Raw genomic sequence first — 22,610 nt, forward strand, 5'->3', positions numbered from 1 at the left:
ATCAGGTCGCCAAGGCGAGTTGCCGATAATACGCCATCGGCGTCATTAAATCCAAACTATCGTGTGGTCGGTAATGATTATAGGGCCACGGGTAATGCACCCGTTCCTGGTTGATCGCGGTCACCGTCAACCGGCCTTCATACAACGGGCAGCACTCATAACGACTGCATTGGCGTGCTTGACGCAACCGCTCCATTCAGGCTGTTCAGGCGGTAGCGCAAACAGCGGCAGGGCCAAAGCCTGGCGGGCTTGCTCAAACGCATCCCGAAACTCGCTGCCGCCATCGTCTTGTATTGAGCAGATTTTGAACCGCGCTGGTTCGATGATGGGCCAGGAAGTCCTTGGCGCAACGACTGGTCGCGCGACTATAGGCTTTCAAGGCAACAAACCCGGCAGCCGGACCGGTTGCCTTGAATTCCTTGACGCCAAAGCCCGCGGTGAAACCAACCCTCAGGCGGTCGATCTGCACCCGCTCGCCCGGCTGCCTGGAGCGCATCCCCTATTGCCAACGCTTGGCGTAGCCTTGGAATCAATGCCGTTGGGCTTGACCGGCCCGGCCGTCAAACGATGCCAACCTGATCCGCTTCAAGCGCGCCAGCCGGGCCAGGATGCGCCCGACCGTGCTGAGGCTCAGACCCTGAGCCCTGGACAACCCCTTCCAGAGCTTGCGTTTACCCCGCAGCGGATAACCCCTGCACAAGTGCAGCACTTGGCGCTCCTGTTGTTTTGTCCATTGTCATCCGCGCACGCGCTGCGGACAACGGCTTTGGCTTTCCAAGCCTCTCCAGCCACGCCGCCGATAACGGGCTAGCCAACGGCAGCAGGCCGCCTTTGTCCCGCCGATGGTTTTCAAGCATAACGCCATCGTGCCGCTGCTGATTTGAGATTGGCATACAGTGCCGATTTCCTCATTCGATTGATTGCGGGTTCACTGGCGGTGTCGGCAATCACCCAACTGCGGACCGGTTTCCGCTCCTGCAAAACCTGCATTTCCGATATCCTTGGCGGTCATACAAAACCTGCATTTCCGATATCCTTGGCGGTCATACAAAACCTGCATTTCCGATATCCTTGGCGGTCATATGATTGGATTCGCAGGCTGTTAATCTGCATCGCGCAGGCGCCTGTGATTTAAGTGAATTGATTTCACCTCAGACTGCCCGATTTTTTATCCTCTTAATAGTCTCATTTGTGTCTGAGCCAGGACAGTATCAACGAAGATCGAGAGCATCCTGCATATTAAACAGCCCTTTTTGTTGGGTCGATAACCAGTGCGCAGCCCGAATCGCGCCCTGGGCAAAAATTTTTCGATCCGTGACCATATGGGTAATCTCGATTCTTTCGCCGTCGCCAATAAACATTACGGTATGTTCCCCGGCGATATCGCCACCGCGAATGGTCGCAAATCCAATGCTCCCGGGTTTTCTTTCTCCGGTGTGCCCTTCCCTGGAGAATACGCCACAGCGACTCAGGTCGGTAGCTAACGCCCCTGCCGCTGCCTCACCTAATAACAGCGCCGTGCCTGATGGCGCATCCACTTTGTGGCGGTGGTGGGATTCGATTATTTCAATATCTGTAACATTACCGATAACTTTGCTGGCCGTCTCGATCAGAGAAACACATAAATTGATGCCAACGCTGGTATTTGCGGCAAACAAAACCGGAATGTGGCTGGCTGCATCTGCGATCTGTTGATTCTGAGATTCATTCAACCCAGTTGTACCAATAACGATGGCTGCATTCCCGGCTTTACATAATTCCAGATGTTCTGGCACCGCCTCGGGTTTAGAGAAATCTATCATCACATCGAAAGCCATGTCGCTGACATTGGCGGAGATTGGCACACCCATGTTATCCCTGCCCGCAACCTGGCCAGCATCCTGCCCAATAACACTACAACTTTTGTGCTCAAGCGCCGCCGCCACCTCCATGTCGCCGGATTGATCCAGCTCACGGATGATAGCCCGACCCATTCTGCCTGAGGCACCAGAGATTGCGAGTTTGATCATAGGAATAAGTTAATTGTCAGAGTGTGTAAAATACGACAGTAACGCAATTCGCGCAATAACAATAACATTATCATCTCCCAAATCCTTGCCGCACAAACCAGAATTTAGTATTATCATAATTAATTCTAACCAAATCCGAATGGTTGAAATCTATTGAAATGGAATCCAAACCGAAAATAAAACACAACGTAGTCCACTGTGGCGACTGTGCGACTATTCTTAAAAGTTTCCCAGATAATTGCATAGATGCCATTATCACTTCGCCCCCGTATTTTCAACAGCGGGAATACACAGGAATTGGCATTGGCATGGAAAGTGATGTATGCAATTATCTGGAATCTCTGCATGAAAGTTTTGATGAATTAACTCGTGTCATGAAGGAAACCGGGAGCATAGTGTACAACATCGGAGACAAAATTGACAAAGAGCGAGGAACCATGCTTGTTCCATATAAATTTGCAATATCCGCGCTTGAAAGAATGCCTGATTTGATATTGTTGAATAACATTATGTGGGCAAAGAAAAACCCGACACCAAGACAATTTAACAGGCGACTTGTTAGTAGCACTGAACCCTTTTTTCATTTTGTCAAATCCAAGAAATATTACTATTCCTTGAGCGAATTTATGCCTTCCCCGCAAACGATACGCAGAAATAAGCCTACCAATAAACTTGGCACAAGATACTTTCCTCTGATCGACGGGTCTGGTCTGTCGGACAAAGAAAAACTAGATGCAAAATGTGCAGTCAGAGAAGCGATTGATGATGTAAGAAGAGAGAAAATAGTTGGTTTTAGAATGAAAATACGGGGGATTCATGCACCAGCTTTTGGTGGCCAAGACGGGGGCAGAAAAATACAAATCGAGAAGAAAGGGTTTACTGTTATACGAATTTTAGGCAACCCTATTAAAAAAGACTATATTGAGTTTCCCGTTGAAAATTCTAAAGGCATTGAACATCCTGCGATGTTTCCATTACAACTAATTGAGGAATTTGTTGGTCTCACATGTCCGCCAGATGGAGTAGTTTTAGATCCGTACTGTGGGAGTGGCACAACTTTGTTGGCGGCTAAGAATAAAGGCAGGAAATTTATTGGGATTGATATAAACCCCAAATACTGCAATTTTTCTAAAGATAGAATAGATGAACAACAAACAACCAGTTCAATATTTGGATAAGGCATACCGACATTCCAGTATTGGGGCTTCGATATCCATTGATCCCGATACAATAAGTAATCTAGACATCATTGTCGAGAACAGAGAGAGATGCAAGGCCGTGCTTGCGGTAATCGTCACGCTCATGCTTAAAAAGATCATATCCCCAAATCAAGATATTCGGAAACATCAAGCGGGTATGCAAGATGGCTTCAGCGCGAGAGGTTTGGATTCCAGCACGGTAACGCCGTTTCTTAAAGACAAAGATTTTCCCTATATGGTGTCGGGGGCCGGAGCATTAACCAGATCATTAGAGCAAGCCGTGCCATATGATAAAGATTATGCCGGGCACATAAAACCGCAATGTGTAAAAGATGCTTTTTTATTTTTGGCGGACGCGATGCAGATAAAAAATATTAACCCGAATGATACGTTAATTTATTTGTTCACAAAACTGATTGAATATCGTGATTTAGATAAAAATATAAAATTGAACAGGCCCATTAATATGTCTATTAGGGACATAGTTTCAAAGATAAACGAGCACTTCGAAAAGTGCGGTGGTGAAGGATCTAAACTGCCTGTACTGGCAATATATGCGGTATATAAACAACTCGTTGTAGAATTGCACCGATACAAAAACTGCGTTTTGTGTGATTTACAAGAACATAATACAGCTGACAGCAGGTCGGGGTTTTTGGGCGATGTTCAAGTAAACAGACCAGATCAACAGCCATTCGAAATTGTCGAGATTAAACATAATATAAAACTTAGTCCGGATTTGGTGGATAACTGCTATGACAAATTTAAATCTGCGCCCGTGAAAACCTATTATCTCCTTAGCACTAATGAAACATTGAAGGATGCCGAGGAAATTAGTGAACGGATATTGAATATTCAAAAGAATCATGGTTGCCAGATGATAGTTAACGGCATTCAAACAAGTCTGAAATATTACTTACGCTTATTGGAGAACCCGCATGATTTCCTGCATCAATATGTGGATTTAATCGAGGATAGGGGTACTTATAATGTCAAAATGCAGTGGCAAGATTTATGGAAATAGTGTTATAAATTATTTTGGCAAGGGCAATGGACATCTCCTGACACAACATTATCATGATTTCCAGCTCTTATTTCTGACCACGGATTTTTGCGGAGAAAGATTGATTTGGTCGATCACCGACCCGGCCGGCATATCCAGAATCGTTTTTACCGCGTTGGCGACATCATCCGCTTGCAGCGCATTGTCTCTGGATTGCCCTGGCGTAAAATCCAATTCATCGAAGAATTCGGTATCAACCATTCCAGGATTAACGATGGCGACCCTGACTCCGCTGGCGGCACATTCCTTTCTCAAAGCCTGGACAAATCCGCTTAGTCCAAATTTAGCAGCACAATATACCGCGCCTTTTTTACTCCCTTCGAGACCAGATTTAGACCCGATAATGACTAAATCACCACAACCTTGCTTTTTCATTATTGGCATTGCCAGCCTGGAAATCAGCATGATGCTGGTTAAGTTAGTGTCTATTTGACGTTTGATTCTGGCAACTGAAAATTCCTCCAGCGAACCAAAATCACCAAAGCCATGACACAAAACCACGCCATCCAAATAAGAGATGCTTTTAAGGGTCTGACCAATCGACTTATCCAATGATTCGAAGTCTGACAAATCACACTGCATTATTTTAAGTATCCCCTTGCGGGAGGATTGAAAATTTTGCTGTTCACGATTGGAGAAACTTTCACCGGTAATCTTTCGACGAGAAACCGCGACAACCTGCGCGCCATTGTCCAGCAGTAGCCTGGATACCGCTGCCCCGATACCGGAGCTGGCCCCGGTTACCAGAAATATTTTACCTTTGTATGGCACGCCGCCCCATTATTTGCACGCGGCAATGCAAGTCACCCCCCCCATATAGGGCTGCAAAACCGAAGGGATGGCAATACTGCCGTCGGCATTTTGATAATTTTCCATAACCGCCACCAGGGCACGCCCGACTGCAACACCCGAACCATTCAAGGTATGCACTAACTCCGGCTTGCCCGTTTGCGGATTTCGCCAGCGCGCCTTCATTCGCCGTGCTTGAAAGCCTTCCACATTGCTACAAGATGAAATTTCCCGGTATTGATTCTGGCTCGGTATCCACACTTCCAAATCGAAGGTTTTAGCTGCAGCAAAGCCCATATCCCCGGTACACAGCACAATGACCCGGTAAGGCAACGCCAGTTCTTGCAAAACTGCTTCGGCGTGGCTGGTCATCGACTCCAGCGCGTCGTAGGAATCGGCGGGATTGGCAATATGCACCATTTCCACCTTCTCGAACTGATGCTGCCGAATCATGCCGCGGGTATCGCGACCATAAGAGCCGGCTTCGCGGCGGAAACACGGTGTATGGGCAACAAATCGCATGGGCAGTTGTTGTGCATCAATGATGCGATTCGCCGCCAAATTAGTCAGCGGCACTTCGGCGGTGGGAATTAAATAATAGGGGGGAGCGTCACTGGTGGAGAACTGGTCTTCCTCAAATTTTGGTAATTGGCCGGTGCCGAACAGGGCTTGAGGATTGACCAGCAAGGGCACATTGACTTCTGTATATCCATGCTCGTTGACATGCAGATCCAGCATAAACTGGGCCAGAGCACGGTGCAGTCGGGCCAAGGATCCCTGCATCACCACAAACCTCGAACCCGCAAGTTTACTGGCAGCTTTAAAATCCATCATCTGCAAACCTTCCCCTAAATCGACATGATCCTTGATTTCGAAATCAAATTCTTTCGGCGTCCCCCAAAGCCTGACTTCGACATTATCCTGTTCATCCTTGCCCACAGGAACACTTTGATGGGCAATATTCGGGATTTCACTAAACAGCTGGTTCAATTTTTGTTGAACGACATTCAATGCAGTTTGCTTTATTTTTAATTGCTCTCCAAGATTGGCAACGGAATCCAAAATCTCTTGCACCTCCTTGCCCTTTGCTTTTGCAGCGCCGATCTGTTTAGATGTTTTATTACGCTCGGCCTGGAGAGATTCTGTTTCACTTTGTAAAACCTGGCGCTCGTTCTCCAGGTTTTGATAGCGAGCAATGTCCAGGGTATAACCTCGCACCTGTAATTTTTCTGCAATTTGCCCGATATCCTGTTTGAATAATTGTGCATCTAACATATTAATTCGGCATATTTAATTGAAATTTATTGATCGGGACGTTATTTTCTCTAGGCTAAGTTGCCAAACGTCCAATGCCCATGCCGACTAAGGCCCCAAGAATACAGACCAAAACACTACTGATTATATTCAACAATGCCTTGTTCCAGAAACCAATTTGTATCAGTTGAAGTGTTTCCAGAGAGAAGGTTGAGAAAGTGGTGAAGCCGCCCAACAGGCCAACAATTATCAGTCCTCGCAAGATTTCATTACCATGGAATCGCTGCTGAATTATCACGAACAATATGCCGATCAATAACGACCCGATGGCATTGACCGACAGAGTGCCTAATGGAAAGTTTGCCGGGAATCGGGTTTGTATGGATGTTGACAGCCAAAATCGCAAAACAGAACCCATAGCGCCCCCCAATGCAATGACCATAAATTTCATATCGGGTTGTGCTTTATTGAAGCGATTTAATAATTGATAACCCGATCGTAATCATACCGGACTGAACGTGTCGTTCATGGATTTCTGTGGTCAATAATATCCATGCCCTGTGGCGGAATAAAATCGAATGTAGTCAGGGGGATGAGCGAGTTTTCCTTTAAATCAACAAAGAGTATTCGCGTTGTCTGACCCAGATTGTCCAGCAGCTCCATCAACCTCAATCGCTTGTCTTCAAATCCGATGCGAATCTCCTTGAATCCACTGTCTTCGTTTTTAGGCATTAAGTTGACCCAATCATAACGACCGTGCGCGCCTATATCCTCAATTTTATAGTTTTCCTCCAGATTACCGGTCCCGGCCAACAATATGGCAGGCGATTTACCCAGAGTTTGATTCTGGTTGCGAACCGTAATCTGTTCGAGTTCAATGTCGTATATCCACACATTTTCACCATCGCCCACAATCTCCTGAGCCTCCGGCGGCTCATAGTCCCAGCGAAACAAACCCGGCCGTTGTATCCACACCCTGCCTTGCCCGTCGTCAATTTCCACCATCGACTCGTCTAACACCTTTTGTCTGAATCTCGCCTCAAAGGTATTAATTTGATTAAAGAAATAATCCAATGACTCCACTCCCGGACTGGCATTAGCGACACCTGTACCGGCGATGGCGATAGCGGTCAGTATCGCAGCCAAACAAGTTATGACACGCTTAATAATTTTTTGCATTATTCGCTTTACCTGATCAATTTTCCGGCGGAGGCGGCGCCAACACTTCACGCTTGCCGTTATCCGGAGCGGAAACCACACCACTTTGCTGCATAGTGTCAATCATTCGCGCGGCGCGGTTATAACCTACACGCAATGCGCGCTGCACGGCAGAAATGGAGGCTTTGCGGCTTTGGGTAACGAAATTCACCGCATCATCATACAACGGATCATTTTCGCCTTCGCCTTCTGAGAATCCTCCGTTGCCCGCAAAACCTTCCGTGCCTCCCTCGGTTATTTCATTCAGGTAAATCGGCTGCGTCATTTTTTTCAAATTACCTACGACTTTTGCCACCTCATCATCAGAAACAAAGGAGCCGTGAACCCTTTGGGTAAATCCGGAACCCGGGGGTAGAAACAACATATCCCCCTGCCCCAGCAATTGCTCCGCGCCCATTTGGTCCAATACCGTTCTCGAATCCACGCGCGAAGAAACCTGGAATGCAATCCGTGTGGGCACATTTGCTTTAATCAATCCGGTTACCACATCCACCGAAGGCCGTTGGGTTGCTAATACCAAATGAATTCCCGCCGCTCTCGCTCGTTGAGCAATGCGGGTAATTATCTCTTCAATCTTCTTCCCGGCAACCATCATCAAATCCGCCAGCTCGTCCACAATCACGACGATATAGGGTAACGAACCTAATACATCGGGCTGTATGCCGGGTTCAAGTTCCTGTGTGGAATCAAACAACGGCTCTCCAGATTTGTTTGCTACTTCGACTTTCTTATTAAAGCCAGCAATGTTTCTAACAGAAATGGCCGCCATCAGTCGAAAGCGTCTATCCATTTCTACAATGCACCATCGCAACGCATTGGCTGCTTTATTCATATCGGTTACCACCGGCGCCAGCAGATGCGGAATACCGTCATACACCGAAAGCTCCAAAAATTTTGGATCTACCATAATCATTCGCACCTGCTCCGGTGTGGACTTATAGATTAAACTTAGAATTAACGCATTGATACATACCGATTTCCCGGAGCCCGTAGTCCCGGCAATCAAGACGTGAGGCATTTTAATTAAATCCGCAACCACCGCATTGCCGGCGATGTCCTTGCCAAGCACCAGCGTTAATGGCGAAGGACTCTTTTCATATTCCCGGGAAGACAAGCCTTCCACCAACCTCACCGTCTCGCGGTATTGGTTTGGGATTTCGATACCAATCACGGTTTTTCCAGGAATATTTTCCACCACCCGCACACTGACCACAGACAATGATCGAGCCAGATCCCGGGATAGCCCGACAATTTGACTGGCTTTAATGCCTGGCGCAGGTTCAATTTCAAATCGGGTGATTACCGGCCCTGGCTGCACGGTCTCAACAGTTATATCGACGTTAAAGTCTTTTAGTTTTTTTATCAGCACCTGAGACATGGATTCCAGCGCCCCCCGGGAATAACCCTGGCTATTCGGCATCGGCGAGTCGAGCAAGGACAGCTCGGGCAACACGCCAGCGGAAATTTGCTCAGAAAACAAACTCGCCTGTTGTTCCTTTTGTTTTCGTTCGCTTTGCACCGGAACATCAATTTTCGGTTCAATCTTTGGTGGCTTTTTCCCCGACAATACCGCTCTAAATTTTTTAACGGACGCTTGCCGTTGCCGCCTTACCTCTGCGCCTTTTTTACGATCGCTCGAATCGCTAATACGCAATTTAATCCATCCGGCGAACACAAATGCGGCATATCCAACCCGGTCCATTAAATCGAGCCAGGAAACACGACCCACCAATGTTATCCCGGTAATCAGTAATCCAATAAGAATAACTGTTGCGCCAATAATGCCAAAATTTGGTTTCAAGCCTTGCGCGCTGAATTGCCCGACAATGCCGCCGGCGTGAAACATGAATTCGGGATTCTGAATCGGAAAATAGATTTGCTCCAAACCACAGGCGCCGATTATCGCCGCGAACAATCCTGCGATGGGCGGGAAATAGTTCCAGTCATAAATTTTCCCATGATTTCCCCGTGCCCCACGGTCCTTATAAATCCGCCAAACCGTAATCCCCAGCAAAGCTGAAAATAGATAAGCCATGGTACCGAAACCGGTGTACAACAGATCGGCGATCCAGGCACCCACCGCGCCACCCCTATTTGCAATATCCTTGCCGCTGCCGGTATGTGTTGGTCCAGGATCGGCAGAGGAATAGGTCGCCAGACAGACCAACAAATACCCCACCACGGCAAGTAATAATAGCAAGCCCACGCCGCGTAGCAGCGATGTGATTTTGCCCGAGATTTTTCTTGGCATTTTTCCTGGAATGACGGAACTAAATTGAGATTTCCGTGTACGTTGTCTAACCTTGGCCACTTAACTATGATTGTAATTACAACAATGCCTGATTCTATCACTAACCTGAATGTCGCGGCTAACACCGCAAGTTTTGATCTGCCTGGCGGCCGTCTGGATTGTGCGTATCATAGCCATATGGCATAGCATGTTTTCTTTCAACTCTCTAATTTACTGAGCACCGAGAGTAACCGCGAAGGCAGCCGGGCTTCCAGAGCGAGTGGTTTGTTGGTTATGGGGTGGCGTACTTTTAGTTGGTGGGAATGCAGAAACAAGCGGCCAAGACCGAGTTTTTTCATTTTCTTGTTAAACTCATTTTCGCCATACAAGCGATCCCCGGCGATGGGATATCCGCTGCTTGAGCAATGTACACGGGCTTGATGCATTCGGCCGGTTTTGAGTTCGATTTCCACCAGAGTTGCCGGGGTCAAGTGATGATACCGCGTTATCGGCGAAATTTTACTCGTGGCCTGCTGACCGTTGCGATCAATCACCGAGCGTTTGTCCTTTCCCGTTTCGGTCTTTCTGGTCAGACATAAATTGACCGTCCTGGTTTCTCCCTTCCACACCCCTTCCACCAACGCTAAATAATATTTACCAATCGTTCTTTCCTGACCCAGCTGTTGTTGCAATGCAAGCAATGCTTTTCTGGTCTTGGCCAACATCAGGCAGCCTGAGGTTTCCCGGTCCAGGCGGTGCGCCAACTCAAGAAATTCGGTTTCAGGTCGCAATTGCCTGAACGCTTCGATTAACCCGTACTGCATACCGGTGCCGCCATGCACCGCCAACCCGGCTGGTTTGTCCACTACCAGGAAGTGCTGGTCCTCGAAAAGCACGGGGATGCTATCCAGCAGATTCGGGGGCACCACCGCGGGTTGATTAACCTGAGCATAGCGAATCGGCGGTATGCGTACTTTATCTCCAGATTTTAATTTATACGATACTTTTATTCTCGACCCATTTACCCGCACCTCCCCGCTACGCACTGCCTTATAGATTCTGGTCTTTGGCACGCCTTTTAAAACCTTTATCAAAAAGTTATCAATCCGCTGTCCCTGTTCCTCCGTGTTGACTGCCCGAAGTCTTGCTTTTGGTGGCGCGGTCTGTTGCTTGTGCACGGACAATGGTTGCTCCTGAAAATTATGCGCCTAAAAATAATCTTTTAATTTATAGTAACCCATGGCCGCCACCAGTGCCGGGATTCGCAAGACCTTTCCGCCCGGGAAAGTTTTATGCGGCACTTTTTCGAAGCAAGCGATACCCTCTCTATCTCCCAAAATCGCCTGAGCAAGTAATTTACCCATGTATCCGGTCAGTGCCATACCGTGCCCGGAATACCCATGAGCAAACCAACTGCGGTCATCCATCTGGCCAATGTGGGGCGCACGGTTGCGAGTAATCGCCACATAACCGCCCCAGGAAAAATCAATTTTGACGCCTTGTAATTGCGGAAACACTCTGAGCATTCTGTTGTACAGTGATTGTGTCAGTTTCAAGGGCTCCAATGTGGAATAGCTAACCCGCCCACCGAACAACATTCTGTTGTCTGCCGACAAACGATAATAGTCCAGCACAAAATTAATATCGGCTATCGCCGCGCGGTTGGAAATCAAACCGAGGGCGACTTCTTCCGGCAACGGTTCTGTGGCAATGATATAAGTGCCCACCGGCATAATCTTGTTGCTGATTTTTGGCGCCAGCCCGCTTCTATTAAAGCTGGCGAGATAGGCATTGCAGCCATAGACGACTTGATCGCAACGTATGGTTCCATTACCGCAATAAACGACCTTACCGGTCGCGCTTGATTCAACTTTAACCACGGCAGAATTTTGGAACAGCTTTGCGCCCGCGTCCTTGGCCGCTTTGGATATGCCCAGACAATAATTCAATGGATGTAGATGGCCGCTGCCCGGATCGGATACCCCACCCTGATACCGATCAGATCCAAGAAACTCAGCCAACTCGCTTTTATTGTGGTACGCCATGACCGGGTAGTTGTAGGCGCTGGACAGCCGCTCAGCCCATTGTTCCAACTCTTTGGCCTGGCGTTGCTTGACGCCAACATGCAAATAACCCATGGTCAGGTCGCAGTCTATATTGTAGGTTTGTATTAACTGTCGGGTATATTCGACCGATTGCACAGAGTGATCCCAAAGTTCTTTAGCGCTATCCATGCCAACCAGTTTTTCCAGAACATCCTGACCAACCGAGAAACCGTTAATAATTTGGCCGCCACTGCGTCCAGACGCACCCCATCCAAAATGCCGCGACTCGACTACCGCCACATCCACGCCACTCGAAGCCAGATGCAAGGCGGTGGAACAGCCGGTTAAGCCGCCGCCGATTATGACCACATTAGCTTTGATGTCCTGTTGCAATTTCGGCGCGTCAATTTTGAAGTTGCGGGTGTGTTCATAATATGACGCTGCGGTTTTATTGTCGTTTTTAAACATCGGTTTTCAAACAGGGCCGTTTTTTATAAGAATTGCCTGAAGCAATTGCCTGAAGCAATCGTTTTTAATATCGTGAACCAGTATAATACAAGCTGACCCCTACCTTTCCAACAACCGCGCGCACAACCGAATGCCTAACAACCCCCAAAAGGAAAACAAAGCCAGCGGAAAATTATCTGTTGATCTAAGAAACTGGCTTGACAGCAATCACATCGAAGAAATCGAGGCCGTCATTCCAGATATGACCGGCATCGCAAAAGGGAAAATTCTGCCCGCAAAAAAATATCAGGAAGATGTCGGGCTGCGACTCCCTGAAAGCATATTCGGTCAAACCGTTAACGGTGACTACCCTAGGGAATGGGATGTGCTGGATGCAGAGGATGGTGATATTTTTCTTAAACCCGACCCCTCTACGGTCAGATCAGTGCCTTTCGCCAGCGAACCAACGGCGGTGATTATTCACGACTGCTATCATTTCGATGGCAAGCCTGTGGAGGTTTCGCCCCGGCAAGTTCTTCGACGGGTATTGAATTTATATAAAAAACAAGGCTGGGATGCCGTGGTTGCGCCAGAAGTCGAGTTCTATCTTGTAAAACCCAATCCCGATGCCGATTATCCCCTGGAACCGCCGATAGGTCGCTCCGGTCGCCCGGAGTCGGGTCGGCAATCGTTTAGCATTGCTGCGGTGAATGAATTCGATCCCTTATTTGAAGAGCTTTACGATTATTGCGAAACTCAGGCAATCGCTATCGAAACCCTGATTCATGAATCCGGGGTCACGCAAATGGAAATTAATCTTTTGCATGGTAATGCGTTGGAGCTTGCTGATCAGATTTTTCTTTTTAAGCGCGGGCTAAGAGAAGTTGCCATGCGCCATGAAATATATGCCACGTTTATGGCTGCCCCCATGGAAAAACAACCTGGCAGCGCGATGCATCTCCACCAAAGCATCGTCGACGGGAAAGACGGCAAAAATATATTCAGCAGCAGGAATGGTAAAGAAAGCAGGTTGTTTCGATGGCACATCGGCGGTCTGCAAAAATATCTGCCCGCAGCGATGGCATTGCTTGCCCCCAACGTAAATTCCTATCGGCGATTAGCGCCCGATGAATTTGGTACGCCTATCAATATTGAATGGGGTTATGACAATAGAACCGCAGGGCTGCGCGTCCCGGTATCAAACTCGCAGGCGCGGCGAGTTGAAAACCGTATCGCCGGCGCCGATGTTAATCCTTACCTTGCCATCGCCGCATCCCTTGCCTGCGGTTATTTGGGGATGAGGGAACAAATCAAGCCCAAGCAACCGATTGAGGGCGATGCGTATAGTATGGAAACCACCCTGCCCCATACATTAAGAGAAGCGGTAAACGAATTACTCGACTGCAAAGCCCTGCACCCCATCCTTGGCGAGAAATTCGTTCGTCTGTATAGCAGCGTCAAACACCATGAATACAATATTTTCCTGAATGTTGTGAGTGCCTGGGAACGGGAACACTTGTTACTTAATGTGTAGAAATTATTGAAATTATTATATTTAGAAGGGCTATAATTCGCCGTTATCTTATAATAAAAAAGGGAATTGATTAGGGTGCACAGCGGCTCCTTATTATTCTCTTAATTAAAATGGGTGAAGTTACAAGGCAGTTATCTGATTAACAATGACATGGAGACATATTTATTATGGAAAAATCACCGGACAATACAGGTTCAACTCAAACAGGCTTTGGGAGGCGGTTTATCGGGTTTGCTGCGATAACGAACCATTGCGCGACACACAAATCAATCAAATTATTTTTAATTCTATTATTATTATCCCCCGCTGTTTTTGCGGATAAGCCCGATCTCTTCTTGCTTAAAACATATGACAGCAACCAAAATGTAGTGGGTTGGGTGATGAGTGAAAAGTTCGATGGCATCCGGGGGTTTTGGGACGGGCAGCAATTATTGACCAGAGGCGGTAAGGCATTGAATCCGCCCGCTTGGTTTGTGGCAGATTATCCGCCGTTCGCCATTGATGGCGAATTGTGGACAAAGCGCGGGGATTTTGAGCATCTTGTGTCTATTGTGCGTACTAAAAAACCCGATGAACGCTGGCGCCATGTTACCCACCAAATATTTGAAGCGCCTGATCAGCAAGGCGGTTTATTGAACAGGCTGTCGATATTGGCTGATTATTTAACAAAACACCGCAACACGCCGATTCGCATAATCAATCAAATACCGATAACAAAACAAACGCAAGTTAATAATTTTCTGCGTGAAATCGTCGCAAAAGGCGGCGAGGGAATTGTGCTTCGCAACCCCAACACGCCCTATCAAACAGGGCGATTATCTTCTGCGTTGAAAGTTAAACAGCATTCAGATACCGAATGTATTGTGCAAGAAATATTAGCTGGCAAAGGTAAATATAAAAACAAAATGGGGGCAGTATTATGTCAAATGAACAACGGACAACAGATTAAAATAGGCACCGGTTTTAGCGATAAAGAAAGAGAAAATCCGCCCGGCATCGGCAGTGAAATCACCTTTAAATACTATGGTTTAAGCAAAAAAAGCCAGCCAAAATATCCTGTCTATTTACGCATAACGCCGTAGGGGATGGTATGCTTTGCTTGTTTAGTTTTAATGCGAGCGTTCAATAATGATAAATATCGAACAAATTTTAATGGCAGCACTACAAGAGAGATGCGTTTTTCACTCTGAGGCAGATTTTCAACATCATCTGGCATGGCATATTCATAATGAATTGGGAAATGGAGAAATAAGACTTGGGCGTCCTTTTCTAAAAAGTGATTCAAATCATCGGGAGTATTGCGACATTGTCTTGAAGTCGCCTTCCCGTATAGGTATTGAATTGAAATACAAAACAAGATCCATGAGCATCAATATAAATGGAGAATGCTTTGAGTTAAAAAATCAGGCAGCGCAAGATCTTGGCAGATATGATTTTTTGAAGGATGTGTCTAGGTTGAAAAGGTGGTGTATCGAAAATAGAATCGGCTCTGGCTATGCAATACTGCTAACTAATGACCGCTTGTATTGGACTTGCCCTAAAAAAACAAATACAGCCGACAAAGATTTTAGAATTCATAATAGGACGGTGTCAGGGAAATTAGCCTGGGGATCAGGCGCATCAGCAGGAACCACGAAAGGCCGTGAAGCCCGTATTGTTTTACACGACAAGTATAACCTTGAATGGAAAGATACTCCGAGACATGATTTTAAATATCTACTTTTGAAAATAAACAGCAAGTTATCCTGGACCTAAAAATATTATAGATGGGCAAGACCACAAATCAGTCTATCTTCCTGTAGTCAGCATCGATCACTCTACCCCTATTATCCTTGTTACCCTGGTGCTATCGACGCACCGCGATAGCACCAGTCTTGTATTTCGTTATTCCCGCGACAATGCAAAATGCTAATGAGAGCAGGCTTAATGAAATTAATATGTTGGCAACGGACGAGCAAAATAGAATAATCAATAAACTAATCACAAAAATAATTGGCACTCTATAGCGCCATTCTTTTAAGATAATGCAAACGGACAATAGCGAGATGATAAAAAATAAAAGAAACAAACCGCTGGATAGTTTTATTAACGAGATTTCGGCGCCGCCGGTAAAAGCCAGACATAAAACGACTAAACCATAAGCGGCAACCACAAGAATAATGGCCGTTTTTTCATTCATTGTTCGGAGGTTGCCTCTGTCTGATTTGACTTGGCCAAATTCACCTTTGCTGACTAACCCGTGCAGATATTTTGAGGTGCCAAGCGTCCAGGCATTCATCGTGAGAAACATAAGCAATGCCGCTATCAAAGCGGCATATTGGGCGGCATCCGCGCCATATAAATAGGCAATGAGGTTTTTGAAAAATAGTAATCCGTCGACATCGGCATCGATGATTTCCATGGTTTGAGACACAACATAAGCCATGTAAATATACAAGCCGCCGACCAGGCCAATCCCCAGTTTTATGGCGTTTGGGTAGGTCGCGGATGGGGTTTTCACATCCCCTGCCACCGGCGCCGCGTTTTCCCATCCAATAAAACCGAAAAACGCGAGGAGCATACCGCTAACAACCAGATAAGGATCGATCTTTTCAAGGATTAAAAAATTTCCGGTTAGAAATTTCCCAGGCATGCTGACTAAAGCGGCTGTGCAGATCCACAATAACACCAGTATCAATAAAATCAGAACAGTGCTTTGAACTGCGATATTCGCTCTTAATCCAAAAATGTTGAGCATGGCGGTGATCAAGATCACGGCATATCCGGCAACATAGAAAACGCCGCCCTCGGCCGGAATCGCAAAAGCCTCCAGCGCGAATCGGCCGCTTGCAACGCCCAGCAAAGGATTGGCGATGATGAGTGTCGCCAATAAGAACAGGGCGATGGCGCTGCTAACTGTTTTGCCAAAAACCTGTTCGATAAGGTCAATAACGCCTGAAGCTGTTGGATGCCGAATAGAAATTTCCGCGAATGCTCTGGCGAAGGGCCAGGAAAACAATACCAGCAACAGCCAAGCAAGCATTGCGCTTTCGCCGGCTATGCGATACACCGCGCCCGGCAATATCAATACACCCACGCCCAGCACGGATGCAACATAGTGCACAGTCAAGCCCATTGTGCCTAATTTATGGGGTTGACTTTTCATGCGTTTACTTCATTGAGGCGATATTCTTTGTTATTCAGTTGCCATCTGTTGTTAAGCGGTTAAAGCTGATTGCCGGTCTCCAGAATAGATGCAGCAGCAACTATATTTCCATTAACGTCATAACATTTATCGACAAGCACTCCAGATCGCCCACTTTCATCAGTATTGGTAGCCACGCCTATCGCTCCTTCAATACGGCCAATCACTCTACCTGGAATGCCCCTAAAATTGACTTCTGGAAGTTCAATTGACATCGGATAAAATGTTGTATTCTTTACTATAATATAGCCTTTTGGTTTGTCGTCAGTTGTCGCTCTAATAAACCTCTTTAAGTAAAATTGATCCTGGGAAAAATCGTACTGATAATCACTATGATTAAGTGCATGAAACCTATGATAGGCTGATGAATCATACTGGGTAAAATTCATATTACCAATCCCGATTAGATTAATAGCATTGAGTAATAAATCAGGGTATAAGTCAAGATGCTTATACTTCAGAGACCAAGCCGTTTCGTCAGGTGAAATGGAAATAGAACGCTGGATAACAACTTCCCCGGTGTCCATTTGTTCGGACATACGATGCACTGTTACGCCTGAATAGCGTTCATTGTGCATTTTCCTGTTTGCGAGAAAAATGGCGAACCGATTGTAAATTTCCTCTTATGGACATAGTCACGATCAACTTCGTTTAATAGGCATCTATGCTCCATCTCTTCATCAATACCTTTTATAAGTTTAGGAAACTTATGCCAATCGGGATTAACGAGACTAGATCACAACTCCGTATCATCGTAATAGATAAGGTCAGATAGTCTTGTTTCCTCCCAACCTTTATTAATTTTGGCTATCTATTCGGAACTGCAACCGGTTAATAAGGTTATGGCAAGAGCGGCAAAAATTGTGTTTACAGTTAGCGTTTTCATTGTTGTTCTCTCGTAAATTAATGAATGAGAAATCTGCGGTTACCTCGCCGCTTTTCGTATACACCATTACCGCCTAAATAACCCAAAACCGCAGCGGTTCGTTTTCCGGCCTAATTTCGCCGCGGTTGTTGATATACCAAGTTATCAGTGATGCCGCCTCGCCTTCGTTTTCCGAGACAAACACAATCTCATAACTGACCGGTCCAATCGCCTCGATTTCCTGGTATTTACTGTGCGCCGGTGCCGAAAAGAACCTCTCAAACTACCTCAATACAAAATCAATATAGATGGGCAAGACCACAAATCAGTCTATCTTCCTGTAGTCAGCATCGATCACTCTACCCCTGTTACCACCCTTATTGCCCTGGCGATTTTGCGGGCCGCCATGGTCGTTGCTGTCATATTCAGGTTGTATCGGCGCACCCGCAAAGGCACGAAATAGTCCGCGATTTATCATGCTATGGATGATCAGTCGCCTCAGGGGCGGGGTCAGGAGTATGAAACCAATGGTATCAGTGAAAAATCCTGGGGTTAGCAGCAAAGCGCCAGCGATGAATAAACACAATCCTTCTACAATTTCCAGCGCGGGTATCTGCCCCCGAGCCAGCTGCATTTGAACGCTGGCCAAGGTAGAAAAACCTTGTTTCCGCACCAGAAACGCACCCAGTACCGCGGTAAACACAACGAGAAATATAGTTGTGCCGGCCCCCACCACACTGCCTATTTTTATCAGTAAATAGATTTCAATTAGCGGAACGATGAGGAAAATCAAAAATAGTGTTTTCATTTAATAATCTAATCAACTTATAGGCAATGTCAAGGATGCCGTCCATCCTGCGTTATAATATGTTGGTTCATTACCCCGATACCAAGGCTGGTACGGCATATTCCCGTATTCGGCAATCATTACTAGGGTACCATTAGACTCGCCCCGGTAACAGGGTCATGCAAGATTTGTTCAACTGTGAACTTCAACTTTATCATAGGGTCAACTAATCTACCCCGGCAATACTATACACGGAAATCCAGCACGGCAATCCAGCACGGCAATCCACATAGCTGCTTTGAAACTACTTTCAGGTTTAAAAATTATCACCGTTGACTAGAATACTATTATTACTGATCGTTTTATTACTGCAGGCCGCTGGCGCCCTTGGGGTTATTAGTTCCAGCACTGCTGAGATTCTGCCAGCCGAGCAGGCATTCAGGTTCAGCCGCATTGGCGGCGAAATGCTGGCGGCAGGCTCCAATGAACAACCAATTATCCCGGTGCCGCCAAGCGCTATCGACAACGCTATCGACCTGAGCAACTTGAGTACCGTGGACGACCTGCGCTGGTTGCTCGCAACCGGATTTCAGCAGCAGGATTTTCTGGATGTTGACCAAGCCTTTGAGTTGCGTATCCAGGCCATTCAGAAAAATAAAATCATGGCGACGTTTGAAATTGCGGATGGATATTACCTGTATCGGGATAAAATCACGTTCAGCAACGACGGGGAAAATCGCATTAACCGGGTTGCTTTGCCAGCGGGAACGGTTAAAGAAGATGAATACTTCGGAGAAGTCACTGTGTTCAATAGCGATTTTTCCTTTCCTGTCGAATTGAGCGGCCCTAATGATGAACCGGATGATGACCTGAGTAACCTGATAATTCATGCTAGCTACCAGGGCTGTGCAGAAGACGGAATATGTTATGCCCCGGTGAACAAATCATTCGACATTTCCGGTCTCACCGTGATTCCTGTCGCTCAAGCCGACCACCAAACAACATCAAGATTGAATGCGGAAATTTTCAAAGACCAGGCGGCGGCCATCGAAGTCGCCGAGTCAGCGTCCAGGGGCGGCGATCAATACACCGACCAATACACGGACCAATACACGGATATGGCAGTATCCTTCAAGGCTCGGTTGCCTTTGCTATTGGGCGCGTTCTTTGCCGGTATTCTGCTTACTTTCACGCCCTGTGTTTTGCCGATGATACCTATTTTGTCCAGCGTCATCGCCGGTCAAGGCAATAATTTGACCAAGACCAAGGGCGGAATACTGGCCGCAACCTATGTTTTGGGAACCGTGGTGACTTATGCAGGAATGGGTGCCCTTGCGGGCGCTACCGGCGACCAACTGCAAGCTTATTTTCAGAATATCTGGGCTATCGGCATATTAAGCGCCTTGTTTTTTATCATGGCATTGTCCATGTTTGGACTATTTGAAATCCGGATGCCGGAATTTATTCAATCCAAAGTGCAGGCTAAAACCAGCGGCATGAGCGGTTCCATTCCCCTGGTGTTTTTATTGGGACTGGTCTCGGCTTTGATTCTCGGTGCTTGTGTTTCGCCGGTCTTGATCTCTTTCCTCAGTATTGCGGTTACCACAGGCGACCCGCTACTCGGTGCCCAGCTAATGATGGTAATGGCCGTAGGTATGGGACTGCCTCTAATCGCTCTCGGATTTGGCGCTGGCCATTTTATACCCCGGGCCGGCAAGTGGATGGCAAGGGTAAAGCAGGGGTTTGGCGTGATGCTTATTGCCGTAGCAATCTACCTGTTAGGCCTCCTTCCCCAAGTGCCTGTTCTGCTACTGTGGGGTAGTTTCTTTATCATTCTCAGCATATTTTTAGGCGCTACCCAAAAAACCCCTGCCCAGAAAATTCATGAACGCGCATCAAACTGGAGGCGAATTGAAAAAGGCCTGGGTATCATACTTCTGGTATGGGGCATCTTGCTAATCGCTGGCGGACTTTTTGGCCAACGGGATATATTAAGACCCCTCCCGCCAAACTTATTGTACTCAATTTCGGGTACTGCCGGATTTGTCGAACAAAGCACCAACCACCAATTTATCCGAGTGAGTAATAATGATGAGCTAGAGCAGCAGCTCGCGCTCGCGCGCGCTCAAAACAAACTGGTGTTAATCGATTACTACGCCGATTGGTGCGTGGATTGCATACGCATGGAAAAAACCACATTTGCAAACCCTCAGGTAAAGGCGGTGTTAGATGAAAAGTTTATAACCGTGCAAATTGACGTGACCGACCCACAAGATATCGACAATAGAGCATTAAAACAGCGCTTTGATGTTTTTGGGCCGCCTGCAACTTTATTTATTGATCGTGATGGCACGCCATTAAAGCGGATGAATTTCTACGGTTATATGGAAAGTGATGAGTTTTTGTCGCTGATAACCGAGTTGCACTTCGCACCCTAATGTTTTAAAGGAACAAGCACGAGCATGAATTCACGAACAAACTTAAACAAAGCCTATACTCGGTGCCACGTTCAAAGAATGATTAAACGAGGTATAGCGAAGCGAAATACGGCAAATTGAAATATCAATGATGAAAAGATCGGTATTAATTTTGCTGCTCGGCTTGGCCGGCATCCTGATAGGCGGCTATTTTGGCATGCAAAAATTCGCGCCGGAAAGGACATCCTCGACTTCGGCGACTTTGCAGGCAATCGAATTACCTGACGTACACAAAAACCTTAGAAAAGGCAAAGAATGGTTAGGCAAGGTGGTGGTGGTCAATCACTGGGCCACATGGTGTGCGCCATGCCGGGAAGAAATACCCATGCTAATCGACTACCAGCAACAAATGCAAGCCAAGGGCGTACAGGTAGTGGGAATCGCCTACGATTCACTAGAAGCGACCCGAATATTCGGCGATGAAATTGGCATTACCTACCCTTCTTTGTGGGTAATCGCTGGCCGAACCGAGTTGCTGGCAAGCCACGGAAATAGACTGGGCGCACTGCCCTTTACCGCTATTTTTGATCGCAACGGAAAACTGGTTGGAACGAAACTCGGCATAATTTCCGTCCAGGAACTAAACGCCCTGGTTAATCCCTTGCTCTAAAAACCGTAGAGAAAAGCCACGCTTTCTCAAACATTACCAAAGCCGCGCTTCGGACTAATATTTTAGATGATTCGAGCCCCGAGCCTTTTCTTTATTAAACACTTTATTTAAACAAACACTCGCGCCCGAACAAAATTAAATATCTAAACGAGCCGTTATTGACTCACCCAACGCTGTTCGGATTCGAGAATTTCTTTTTTCCAAAATGTTGCCCTTGATTTTAAGTACTCCATTATTTCCCGACAGCCATCAAATGCAGCAGCCCGGTGAGCGGACCACGCCGCCACCAAAACGATAGGCTCGTTAGGATTGAGGTCTCCCACTCGGTGCACAATCATCAAATCGAGGAGCTGGTATTGCGACAACGCTTGCTCGGCTATCTTGGATAACTGGTGTTCGGTCATGCCCTGATAATGCGTCAGTCGCATCCGCTTTACCTTATCACCCTGGTTGAAATCCCGCAGAGTACCTACGAATGTCGCACAGGCACCATAGCTGCCAGCAACCAATCCGCAATTTTCCTGATAACGACTGACCTCTTGCCACGGATCAAATGCCTGATTTCGTATTTCGATTAACATGCTCAACCGCCATTCACCGGCGGAAAGAACGCAACCTCATCGCCATCTTCCAGATGCTGTTTGAAATCAGCATATTCATGATTAAGCGCACAAAGCAGGTTTTCAGGCGGTGGACGGTGCGCAACCTCGCGCCAGACATCCTCGATCGTTAACGGAAATTTATGCGCCACGGTTTTTCGATCAAGTGTTTTTTGATCAAAGCCAAGCTCCTCGCTTAGGCTGGCGAAAAATCTTACTGTTATGCTCATGATTTATGTTCGTGATTTGATAATATTACTATAATTGCTCACTTTAGATACTATAGTATTTTATTTCATT

The 22,610-nt window shown here is 46.7% G+C and carries 22 protein-coding genes; 8 read left to right on the forward strand and 14 right to left on the reverse strand.

Going from position 1 to position 22,610, the window contains the following annotated elements; all coding sequences use genetic code 11:
- Window position 1: 1 nt before the first annotated feature.
- On the reverse strand, window positions 2–196 hold the full coding sequence (locus ACPXXB_RS11115) for a hypothetical protein (protein ID WP_423907429.1): 195 nt from the start codon (window positions 194–196) through the stop codon (window positions 2–4).
- Here ACPXXB_RS11115 and ACPXXB_RS11120 point away from each other — a divergent pair.
- Entirely contained in the window at window positions 179–811 is a 633-nt protein-coding gene (locus ACPXXB_RS11120; protein ID WP_423907430.1) for a hypothetical protein, read from the forward strand. The two genes, ACPXXB_RS11115 and ACPXXB_RS11120, sit on opposite strands and share 18 nt — an antisense overlap.
- Window positions 812–1,211: 400 nt before the next feature.
- Here the strand turns inward: ACPXXB_RS11120 and dapB are convergent, their stop codons facing one another.
- On the reverse strand, window positions 1,212–2,009 hold the full coding sequence (gene dapB, locus ACPXXB_RS11125; protein ID WP_423907432.1) for a 4-hydroxy-tetrahydrodipicolinate reductase: 798 nt from the start codon (window positions 2,007–2,009) through the stop codon (window positions 1,212–1,214).
- Between the two features lie 158 nt (window positions 2,010–2,167).
- Between dapB and ACPXXB_RS11130 the strand changes: the two genes are divergently transcribed.
- Both ACPXXB_RS11130 and ACPXXB_RS11135 read left to right on the forward strand, forming a co-directional pair.
- Complete coding sequence (locus ACPXXB_RS11130; protein WP_423907434.1) at window positions 2,168–3,187, forward strand: DNA-methyltransferase; 1,020 nt, start codon at window positions 2,168–2,170, stop codon at window positions 3,185–3,187.
- Window positions 3,153–4,232: a hypothetical protein gene (locus ACPXXB_RS11135; RefSeq protein WP_423907436.1), complete on the forward strand. Its 1,080-nt coding sequence runs from the start codon at window positions 3,153–3,155 to the stop codon at window positions 4,230–4,232. The genes ACPXXB_RS11130 and ACPXXB_RS11135 overlap by 35 nt, the downstream gene beginning before the upstream one ends.
- 51 nt (window positions 4,233–4,283) lie before the next feature.
- Here ACPXXB_RS11135 and ACPXXB_RS11140 read toward each other — a convergent pair whose 3' ends face one another.
- The 7 genes from ACPXXB_RS11140 to ACPXXB_RS11170 form a co-directional block, all read right to left on the reverse strand.
- Entirely contained in the window at window positions 4,284–5,042 is a 759-nt protein-coding gene (locus ACPXXB_RS11140; RefSeq protein WP_423907438.1) for an SDR family oxidoreductase, read from the reverse strand.
- A 9-nt stretch (window positions 5,043–5,051) separates the two neighbouring features.
- Entirely contained in the window at window positions 5,052–6,335 is a 1,284-nt protein-coding gene (gene serS / locus ACPXXB_RS11145; protein ID WP_423907439.1) for a serine--tRNA ligase, read from the reverse strand.
- 55 nt (window positions 6,336–6,390) lie between these two features.
- Window positions 6,391–6,765: a fluoride efflux transporter CrcB gene (gene crcB / locus ACPXXB_RS11150; RefSeq protein ID WP_423907441.1), complete on the reverse strand. Its 375-nt coding sequence runs from the start codon at window positions 6,763–6,765 to the stop codon at window positions 6,391–6,393.
- A 74-nt stretch (window positions 6,766–6,839) separates the two neighbouring features.
- A complete protein-coding gene (gene lolA / locus ACPXXB_RS11155; protein WP_423907442.1) occupies window positions 6,840–7,493 on the reverse strand; it encodes an outer membrane lipoprotein chaperone LolA in 654 nt (217 codons plus the stop codon).
- Window positions 7,494–7,509: 16 nt separating this feature from the next.
- Window positions 7,510–9,783: a DNA translocase FtsK gene (locus tag ACPXXB_RS11160; RefSeq protein WP_423907444.1), complete on the reverse strand. Its 2,274-nt coding sequence runs from the start codon at window positions 9,781–9,783 to the stop codon at window positions 7,510–7,512.
- 197 nt (window positions 9,784–9,980) lie between these two features.
- Window positions 9,981–10,940 carry an RluA family pseudouridine synthase gene (locus tag ACPXXB_RS11165; protein ID WP_423911149.1) on the reverse strand — a complete coding sequence of 320 codons (960 nt, stop codon included), beginning with the start codon at window positions 10,938–10,940 and terminating at the stop codon, window positions 9,981–9,983.
- A 30-nt stretch (window positions 10,941–10,970) separates the two neighbouring features.
- Window positions 10,971–12,275, reverse strand: coding sequence for an NAD(P)/FAD-dependent oxidoreductase (locus tag ACPXXB_RS11170; protein ID WP_423907446.1), 1,305 nt, complete (start codon window positions 12,273–12,275; stop codon window positions 10,971–10,973).
- A gap of 130 nt (window positions 12,276–12,405) precedes the next feature.
- On the opposite strand from ACPXXB_RS11170, the gene ACPXXB_RS11175 reads away from it, so the two are divergent.
- From ACPXXB_RS11175 to ACPXXB_RS11185, 3 genes are all read left to right on the forward strand, one after another.
- Window positions 12,406–13,788, forward strand: a complete 1,383-nt coding sequence (locus ACPXXB_RS11175) for a glutamine synthetase family protein (RefSeq protein ID WP_423907448.1) — start codon at window positions 12,406–12,408, stop codon at window positions 13,786–13,788.
- 269 nt (window positions 13,789–14,057) lie between these two features.
- Complete coding sequence (locus tag ACPXXB_RS11180; RefSeq protein ID WP_423911152.1) at window positions 14,058–14,870, forward strand: DNA ligase; 813 nt, start codon at window positions 14,058–14,060, stop codon at window positions 14,868–14,870.
- A gap of 46 nt (window positions 14,871–14,916) precedes the next feature.
- Window positions 14,917–15,543 (forward strand): hypothetical protein, encoded by a 627-nt coding sequence (locus tag ACPXXB_RS11185; protein WP_423907449.1) that lies wholly within the window; start codon window positions 14,917–14,919, stop codon window positions 15,541–15,543.
- 91 nt (window positions 15,544–15,634) lie between these two features.
- Here ACPXXB_RS11185 and ACPXXB_RS11190 read toward each other — a convergent pair whose 3' ends face one another.
- From ACPXXB_RS11190 to ACPXXB_RS11200, 3 genes are all read right to left on the reverse strand, one after another.
- Window positions 15,635–16,933 carry an APC family permease gene (locus ACPXXB_RS11190; protein ID WP_423907451.1) on the reverse strand — a complete coding sequence of 433 codons (1,299 nt, stop codon included), beginning with the start codon at window positions 16,931–16,933 and terminating at the stop codon, window positions 15,635–15,637.
- A 59-nt stretch (window positions 16,934–16,992) separates the two neighbouring features.
- Window positions 16,993–17,550 carry a formyltransferase family protein gene (locus tag ACPXXB_RS11195; RefSeq protein WP_423907453.1) on the reverse strand — a complete coding sequence of 186 codons (558 nt, stop codon included), beginning with the start codon at window positions 17,548–17,550 and terminating at the stop codon, window positions 16,993–16,995.
- 612 nt (window positions 17,551–18,162) lie between these two features.
- Window positions 18,163–18,645: an FxsA family protein gene (locus ACPXXB_RS11200; protein WP_423907455.1), complete on the reverse strand. Its 483-nt coding sequence runs from the start codon at window positions 18,643–18,645 to the stop codon at window positions 18,163–18,165.
- 311 nt (window positions 18,646–18,956) lie between these two features.
- Here ACPXXB_RS11200 and dsbD point away from each other — a divergent pair, with 311 nt between their 5' ends.
- Both dsbD and ACPXXB_RS11210 read left to right on the forward strand, forming a co-directional pair.
- Entirely contained in the window at window positions 18,957–21,062 is a 2,106-nt protein-coding gene (gene dsbD / locus ACPXXB_RS11205) for a protein-disulfide reductase DsbD (protein WP_423907457.1), read from the forward strand.
- Window positions 21,063–21,189: 127 nt separating this feature from the next.
- Window positions 21,190–21,711, forward strand: a complete 522-nt coding sequence (locus tag ACPXXB_RS11210; RefSeq protein ID WP_423907459.1) for a TlpA family protein disulfide reductase — start codon at window positions 21,190–21,192, stop codon at window positions 21,709–21,711.
- Window positions 21,712–21,866: 155 nt separating this feature from the next.
- Here the strand turns inward: ACPXXB_RS11210 and ACPXXB_RS11215 are convergent, their stop codons facing one another.
- Window positions 21,867–22,292 (reverse strand): molybdenum cofactor biosynthesis protein MoaE, encoded by a 426-nt coding sequence (locus tag ACPXXB_RS11215; protein WP_423907460.1) that lies wholly within the window; start codon window positions 22,290–22,292, stop codon window positions 21,867–21,869.
- A 2-nt stretch (window positions 22,293–22,294) separates the two neighbouring features.
- Entirely contained in the window at window positions 22,295–22,540 is a 246-nt protein-coding gene (locus ACPXXB_RS11220; protein WP_423907462.1) for a MoaD/ThiS family protein, read from the reverse strand.
- Between the last annotated feature and the right edge of the window lie 70 nt (window positions 22,541–22,610).

The organism is Candidatus Spongiihabitans sp. (assembly GCF_965237845.1).
GTDB lineage: Bacteria > Pseudomonadota > Gammaproteobacteria > Arenicellales > Poriferihabitantaceae > Spongiihabitans.